At 37.0% G+C, this 7,656-nt stretch carries 9 protein-coding genes; 8 read left to right on the top strand and 1 reads right to left on the bottom strand.

Annotation, left to right across the window (positions count from 1 at the left end):
* Positions 1-12: 12 nt before the first annotated feature.
* Complete coding sequence (locus PKC21_10820) at positions 13-225, bottom strand: Rrf2 family transcriptional regulator (protein HMR25829.1); 213 nt, start codon at positions 223-225, stop codon at positions 13-15.
* Positions 226-320: 95 nt separating this feature from the next.
* On the opposite strand from PKC21_10820, the gene PKC21_10815 reads away from it, so the two are divergent.
* From PKC21_10815 to PKC21_10780, 8 genes are all read left to right on the top strand, one after another.
* On the top strand, positions 321-740 hold the full coding sequence (locus tag PKC21_10815) for a hypothetical protein (GenBank protein ID HMR25828.1): 420 nt from the start codon (positions 321-323) through the stop codon (positions 738-740).
* Complete coding sequence (locus tag PKC21_10810) at positions 741-1,112, top strand: group III truncated hemoglobin (protein HMR25827.1); 372 nt, start codon at positions 741-743, stop codon at positions 1,110-1,112.
* A gap of 99 nt (positions 1,113-1,211) precedes the next feature.
* On the top strand, positions 1,212-1,679 hold the full coding sequence (locus tag PKC21_10805; protein ID HMR25826.1) for a hemerythrin domain-containing protein: 468 nt from the start codon (positions 1,212-1,214) through the stop codon (positions 1,677-1,679).
* A complete protein-coding gene (locus PKC21_10800; GenBank protein ID HMR25825.1) occupies positions 1,666-2,856 on the top strand; it encodes an NnrS family protein in 1,191 nt (396 codons plus the stop codon). Before PKC21_10805 ends, PKC21_10800 begins: the two co-directional genes overlap by 14 nt.
* 68 nt (positions 2,857-2,924) lie before the next feature.
* Positions 2,925-4,382: a copper-containing nitrite reductase gene (gene nirK, locus PKC21_10795; GenBank protein HMR25824.1), complete on the top strand. Its 1,458-nt coding sequence runs from the start codon at positions 2,925-2,927 to the stop codon at positions 4,380-4,382.
* 46 nt (positions 4,383-4,428) lie between these two features.
* The gene (locus tag PKC21_10790; GenBank protein HMR25823.1) at positions 4,429-5,187 is read left to right on the top strand and encodes a formylglycine-generating enzyme family protein; all 759 of its coding nucleotides are present in this window, start codon (positions 4,429-4,431) and stop codon (positions 5,185-5,187) included.
* Entirely contained in the window at positions 5,184-5,825 is a 642-nt protein-coding gene (locus tag PKC21_10785; GenBank protein ID HMR25822.1) for an SCO family protein, read from the top strand. The genes PKC21_10790 and PKC21_10785 overlap by 4 nt, the downstream gene beginning before the upstream one ends.
* 946 nt (positions 5,826-6,771) lie before the next feature.
* A complete protein-coding gene (locus PKC21_10780; protein ID HMR25821.1) occupies positions 6,772-7,341 on the top strand; it encodes a manganese efflux pump in 570 nt (189 codons plus the stop codon).
* Positions 7,342-7,656 lie beyond the last annotated feature (315 nt).

The raw sequence follows: 7,656 nt of genomic DNA, 5'->3' as shown, positions 1-7,656 counted from the left end.
AAATAAAGCAATTTACATACCGAAAGCTCCCCAAAGTAACTGGGTACTTTTTTCATGTGTCTCGATGTACCCCTCGGTAGCTAGACGATGAACTATTTTTACAATATGGTTAAGAGATATTTCATAGAAATTAGCAATTTCCTTTCCAGTGCAGAGTCGATCTTGATGGACTGCAAGGTACATCAAGGTGCGAAGAGCATAATCTGTAAAATTTGTAATTCTCATATTGAAATTTTTCTTTAAACTTGACACAAAATATGTATTTTGTATATATGTTTATAATATGTAAATTAAATGCATATTATTGAGGTTAAATTGAAATGAAGTTTTTTCTTTCTGCAATATACATTTTTTATTTTGGACTCATTGTAGGGGTCTCATTTCTAGCAACTCCTGTGAAATTTAGAGCCAGTCGTCTTACCTTACCAATTGCTCTGGAGGTAGGAAAAGAAACATTTCATGTGTTTAACAAAGTTGAGTGGGGAATTTTGATTCTCATTATCGTAGTCACATTCTTCATAAAAAAACCACATTTTCAGATATTTAATCTGGCTTTATTTTTCCTTTTGGCTGTGGGTACATTTTATTTGTTGCCCAAACTTGATCAGAGAATTCATCTCATTCTACAAGGAGAACAGCTAGCGAGAAGTTCTTTACATCAATTTTATGTTTGGGGTGAAATGGCCAAACTTGTTTTATGTTTTTTTGCAGCATTTTTGTTGCAATGGAAGTGGTCATAAATGGATAAAATTACTGAGAAATCTATTAAAAAACTTGTAGATCGCTTCTATTCAAAAGTGAGAGAAGATGTGGATTTGGGTCCAGTGTTTGAACGAACTATTGGAACCAATGACCAAGCATGGAGTAAGCATCTCCATATTATGTACGACTTTTGGTCTTCAATAATGTTGGGGTCAGGACGCTATCACGGAAACCCTCATCAGAAACATCGCATTCTACCGACATTTGATATGGCTCTTTTTGATCGATGGCTAGACCTATTTGCACAAACCGCGCATGAAGTTCATGAAGTAGAGATTGCTCAAAAATATGTAGAGCGAAGTCAACGAATTGCAGAAAGTTTAAAGTTAAGTGTATCAGTGGGGAGGTAGAATGAAGGAATATGTGACGGAACTACACATGAACGAATATCGGTGCAGTAAGAGGAATTAATCAAACAATGAAACTTTTGGTCGAAAGAGAAGCAATATATGAAACGAAGTGATGAGTTACGCCCTTTATCAGTTGAACACCACCATAACTTGTTTCAGGTATTTCAAATAAGAAAAGCCATCAAAGGAGAGTTAAAAGTAGACCAAGTGGTTACCAAGCTGCTCAATGAATGGGAGAAGGTGATCGAACCTCATTTTGAGATAGAGGAAAGCATTTTAATCCCAGCATATAAAAATTCAAGTGATAGTAATGTAGGTCTGATGGATACCTTCTATGATCAGCATCGGGAGCTAAGAAGGTGTTTTTCAAATTTAAAAGATAAAACCAAGAGATTTAGTCGCGACCTTTTGACAAATCTTGCAGATTTATTGGAAAAACATATTCGGTTTGAAGAAAGAGAGCTGTTTCCTGCCGTTGAAGCATCCCTCTCATTTAGTCAAATGCAAATGGTAGGTAGGATGTTAAACGAAAAATGTGTGGATTATGATCAAAATGTTTCAAAATAAAATTAATAAAGATCCCTTCCGAGTTTTTTTTTCAGCCGGAATTGTTCTTGGAATTCTAGGCATAGCACCCTGGGTTAAACTACTTTGGAATGAATCAGGTTATCCCTTGATTTGGCATAAATTCATTATGATTAACGGATTTATGCTGGCCTTCGTTGTAGGTTTTTTAATGACGGCCATACCTCGATTTACCAAAACTCCTTTTGCTTCGACATACGAAGTATGGAGTGGTTTCGTTCTTTTGATTGTCAGCACCATTGCTTTGGCTTTTACTAAGCTCGGTACCCATCATTTATTTGTCAGCTTGCTATGTATATTTTTGATCGTATTTGGATTGAAAAGATTTCTGAAACGGGCTGAAAACCCACCGTACACTTTTTTATTTGTAGGTATCAGTATTGTGCTTTGGTTTATCAGTAATTTATTGCAAGGACTTGCGGCTCTTGATTGCATTGATCTGGGTCGATGGAGTGTGACCTGGTCAACTTTGCAATCCGAAGGCATCCTGTTGGGTTTAATTATTGGAGTAGGCGGCCGTCTCATTCCTGGGATCTTGGGTTGGGAAGAGATTGTTTCTCATCAACGTAAGGTATACGAGCAACCAATTTCTTTTATCAAAGTGGTGCCTAAAAGCATCATGGCTTTGGTGTTGCTGTTTTTTGGAAGTTACTTTTTGCAAAACTATCTTAATGAACTTGCGTTGTGGATTCGACTAAGCGTCATCCTATATATTGCATTCAAAATGTGGCGAGTTTATCGTCTTCCACCCAAACGAACCCGTCTGAGTATGGGAATTTGGCTTACAACCTGGCTTTTTATTTTTTCAGCCATTTTGCCATTGTGTTGGAACTATGGATACTCGCATAGTGCACATGGTTATTTTATCAGCGGGTTTTCTTTATTGACCCTGCTAATTGCTACGCGTGTAACACTGGCACATAATAGCCAGGGGACGGCGTTAGAATCTACGTCAAAAATGATTCCCACTTTTGTTTTTTTACTGGTGTTATCGGCAGCCACACGGATTACGGCTATTATCTGGCCCAATCAATACACAAGTCACTTGGCTTATGCTTCAATTTTGTGGTTGGCAGCTATATTTATTTGGAGTGTAGTTTTAATACCTGAAATATTTTGTTTGGCAGAGTTCAAAAGTGAGAAAAAGAATGGAGTTTGATCATGATAACGTTAATTATTATATAATTGTGGGTTCACAAATATAGATTGTTCAGTAAAGGAGAAGAAATGAAACTTATTAAGAGCGTATTTACTATTATTGTTGGAGCCTTTTTTCTAGTAGGATGCCAGGACAATGCAAATGTTGAATTAACCAACAGAGCAAGCTCCCTTGAGGAAATCAAAGGAGAAGAAGAAGCGGTATTAACGCATGCTCCAAATGTGCCTCCTCCAATCACTCGAAAACACGCGACAAAGGTCATTGTGAAGCTGGAAACGGTAGAAAAAGTTGCAAAATTGATGGATGGTGTGGATTATACAATCTGGACATTTGGCGGGGAAGTCCCGGGTAAGTTTATTCGAGTACGTGAAGGAGATATGGTTGAATTTCATTTGAGTAACCACCCTGATAGTAAAATGCCGCATAATATTGATTTGCATGCTGTGACCGGACCGGGTGGAGGGGCAACATCTTCATTTACAGCGCCCGGTCACACATCAGTATTTTCTTTTAGGGCGTTAAATCCAGGTCTGTATGTTTATCACTGTGCAACCGCGCCTGTTGGGATGCATATTGCTAATGGAATGTATGGTTTGATTCTGGTCGAGCCTAAAAAAGGCTTACCTAAAGTTGATCGAGAATTTTACGTGATGCAGAGTGAGTTTTATACAAAAGGGAAATACGGCGACAAAGGACACCAGCCTTTTAGCATGGAAAAAGCGTTGACCGAAATACCCGATTACGTGGTATTTAATGGCGCTGTTGGTGCAATGACAGGAGATCAATCTCTAAGTGCCAGGGTGGGTGAAAAAATTCGTCTCTACGTGGGGAACGGTGGTCCAAACCTGGCGTCTTCCTTTCATGTTATTGGGGAGATATTTGATAAGGTATATCCAGAAGGTGGTTTTACGATTAATGAAAATGTACAAACCACATTAATTCCAGCAGGAGGTTCTGCGATTACTGAGTTCGTGCTTGAAGCTCCAGGTACGTTTATTCTGGTGGATCACTCTATTTTTAGAGCCTTTAATAAAGGTGCTTTGGGAATGATCAAGGTTGAAGGAGATGAAAACAAAGATGTTTATTCTGGAAAACAAGACGATCGAATTTATCTTCCAGAAGGTGGAGCCATTCAGGAAATTGAAGAGTCTATAACAAATAAACCGGTTGCTAAAAATAAGGCAGATCAAATCAGGCTTGGAAAATCTGTGTATCAACAAAACTGTGCAGCCTGTCACCAAAACAATGGGGAAGGCTTAGCTTCAACCTTTCCACCTCTTGCGAAGTCAGATTACTTGAATGCCGATAAAATAAGAGCAATCAAAGTCGTCAAAGGTGGTTTGAGTGGAATGATTGAAGTTAATGGAGCAACGTACAACAGTGTTATGCCGTCGTTGTCTTTATCTGACGAGGATATCGCGAATGTCTTGACCTATGTTTATAATTCCTGGGGAAACTCAGGGGGAGTGGTGAAGCCATCAGAAGTGAAAGAAACTAAAGGTGATCTTAATGCTTCTGGACACTAAACAAGAGCGTATTGATTTGATGCGAGTACTTTTATGGAGTCTGCTTATGTTTTTAACTTGGACAGACTCTTTAAAGGCTGAGTTAGTAAAAGAAATGATTCGTGTTCCGGAAGGTCAGTGGGTTCCATTCGTTAAAGAGAATAATGGACAGAAACCAATTTATATCAAATCGTTTTTTGTAGACCCATATCCAGTAACGAATCAAGAATTTCTCGAGTTTGTAAAAAAACATTCAAAGTGGCAGAAGAACGAAGTGTCTAAGCTTTTTGCAGATGAAAATTACTTGAAACATTGGGAGAGGCCTTTGAAAATCGGAAAAGATGTTTCCAAGAATTCGCCAGTAAGCAATGTTTCTTGGTTTGCAGCGCAAGCTTTTTGCAAATCTAAAGAAAAAACCTTACCCAATACAGATCAATGGGAATATATGGCTCAGATTGAAGAAAAGAAGAGTCAAAAAGCAAAAGAGGCTTTGCGAGCACGGATTTTAGAATGGTACTCTAAGCCAACCCAAAGCCATTTGCCCAACGTAGGCTCAACGTCAAAAAATTCCCTTGGGATACATGATTTATTTGGTTTGGTCTGGGAATGGACTTTTGATTTCAATACAGTACTTGTTACAGGAGAATCTCGAGAAGATTCGTCTTTGAATCGAGGTTTGTTTTGTGGAAGTGGATCTTTAAGCAGCCAAGATAAAGAAAATTATCCTGCCTTTATGCGTTATGCATTGAGGAGCAGTTTACAAGGTCGTTCTTGTGTAAAAAATTTAGGATTTCGATGTGTTAAAACGATTGGAGAAAAGCTATGAAGTACCATTTATTCTATCAATGTTTTGTTTTTTTGATTTGCATTTTGCTAGCGTCATCAACTTTGGCATCCAATGGAGATGAGGCGAATAAAAATAATCACAAGCATCACACCAATATGGAAATGAAAACAGAAGATACGCTTCCTGAAATGTCGATTTTCCAATTGGATTCAAAATGGACCAACCAGGAAGGAAAAACGATTCAGTTAAAAGACCTTTCATCTCAACCTACTATATTTGCAATGGTTTATACGAGTTGTGGGTATGCTTGTCCAATTATCACTTCGACAATGTTGGACCTGGAAAAGAAGATGGAAAAAATAAAAATATCTAATGTAAAATTTTTGCTAATTTCATTTGACCCAGAAAAAGATACTTCAAAACAACTCAAAGAGTATGCAAAAAAACGAAAAATGAACTTAAACAAATGGATGTTGATTACATCTGATAATGCCACCGTACAAGAATTGGCGGTAGTGCTAGGAGTAAATTACAAAAAACTACAAAATGGAGATATTGCTCACTCGAATATCATATTTTTGATGGATCAGAGCGGAGTTATTAAAAATAAAGTTGTTGGTTTAAACAAAGATGTTGATAGCCTAATTGATTCAATAAACAAGTTAAACAAACAGTAAATTTTATTTGAATATTATTTTGATCGTTTAAACTTAGATTAGGGGAGTGATACAATTGTGATAGAATTGGAACGAAGATGGTTTATGTTCATTAAATTTTTAGGTATTACTTCAAAGAAAGAATATTGATGAAGTCTATTTAAATATTTATACTTTTATGTTTGTTTTTCATCATTTTTAGTGAAGCTTCAGCAACGACTCATTGTGCTATTTTGAGTGTGATTAAAGAACATCATAGTCTAGATGTAGAATATTTGCCCGAAGTTAATGGTCTAGCTGTTTCAAAGCGACACGCAGATGTGTTTTATCATATAAATGATTCTAAAGCGAAAGGAGAGCGCATTGTCACCAGGGGAAAAACACCAGGATAATTAAAATATCTAAGTACATCCCAATAGATATGGAAGACCTAGGGTATAAAAAATGTGGAGATGAATATAGTATTGTTATTGAAGATATCTGGGATACATAGAGAACAAAGAGAAAAGATAAGATTACTAATTGTGAAAGAGCCTAAAAACTTTTATTTATTTTGATCCTATATTGTCTGCAGCGAAGCGCATCACTGCAATCATATGGTCGAAGTAATATTTGAGTCATTTAGTAGGGTATGATTCAATTTTTTTGCTTGGAGCGGCATCTTTTTGAGGAATTGTTATGGGACTTCGGATATTTCGATTAAAAGAGAATAGTTAGTGGAAAGATGTTACTCACATAAAACATCATCATTGACAACAGGCTCTTAAGTTTTTATTTTCAAAATAGTTAGGGAGTAGTCAGTTGCAATGAAAAAGCAAAAGCTATATCGACATAATGGGGTTATTCCTCCGGTGTAGCTGCAAGATTTGATCTTGTTGGCGAGACTAGCATGGGTAGTTAATTTAATTGCCGTGTTGTCTCGTTTCTATCGAATAACCTCACGGTAAAACTAAAAAGTGAGGATTAAATGATAAATATTTTTGAAGTTATAATTGTGGGTTTAGTTCTTTCTGCGGATTCTTTTTCTGCAGCTTTGGCCTTGGGAACAAGAACTCATAAAGCTAGTGATGCTTTGAAATTCGCCTGTTCTTCTGGAGGAGCCGAAGCTTTGGTATCGTTTTTAGGGGCGATTGCAGGAGCAAAAGTAGTTTCGGAGTTCGACTCATTTGACCATTGGGTTTCATTTTTACTTCTTTTCTTTGTTGCAACACACATGAGTGTTGACGGCCTTAAAGAACTTAGAGACGTGAATCAGAGTGACCAAAAGGTTAAGTCATTTCATAGTTTCACAAAAATAATCATAGTTTCTTTTGCCACGAGTTTAGATGCTTTTGCAGTGGGGGTCAGTCTCGGATCATCAGGTAAGCCTCTAACTCCCTACATTTTTTCAATTGGGCTTTGGGCATTTTTTTCTACGATGATTGGGATGAAAATAGCTAAGTTTGCATCAAAGAAAATTGGTTCACTTTTCAATTTGATTGGTGGAGCCGTACTATTGGTATTGGCTTTTAAATTTCTTTTTGATGGAATTTCTTAGTAAAAGGTGCCCGGTTACTTTGGGGAGTAGATATGATGCCTTCTGAAGTTTAGATGCCTGTTTAGGTGCCTGGCATATAATCATGTAAATGGAAATATTATAGTGCTTGTTCCCAATAGTAATGGTTCTAGGTGTATTTTTATATATGAAGTTAAATATTGAAGTATTGTATCCAAAAAATACGCCTATAAAAAATCTTGAAATGAAAAGGGTGCTTATGATTAGAGTTCCGGGGACAGTCGACTGAATTAGAATTATTTAATGAAAAGGTACCCGGTTACTTTGGGGAGTGGATAAGTCGTTTTCTGGTAGAGA

The sequence above is a fragment of the Oligoflexia bacterium genome (assembly GCA_035326705.1).
Classification (GTDB): Bacteria; Bdellovibrionota_G; JALEGL01; order JALEGL01; family JALEGL01; genus JALEGL01.
This window is presented reverse-complemented; position numbering and strand designations above follow the sequence as displayed.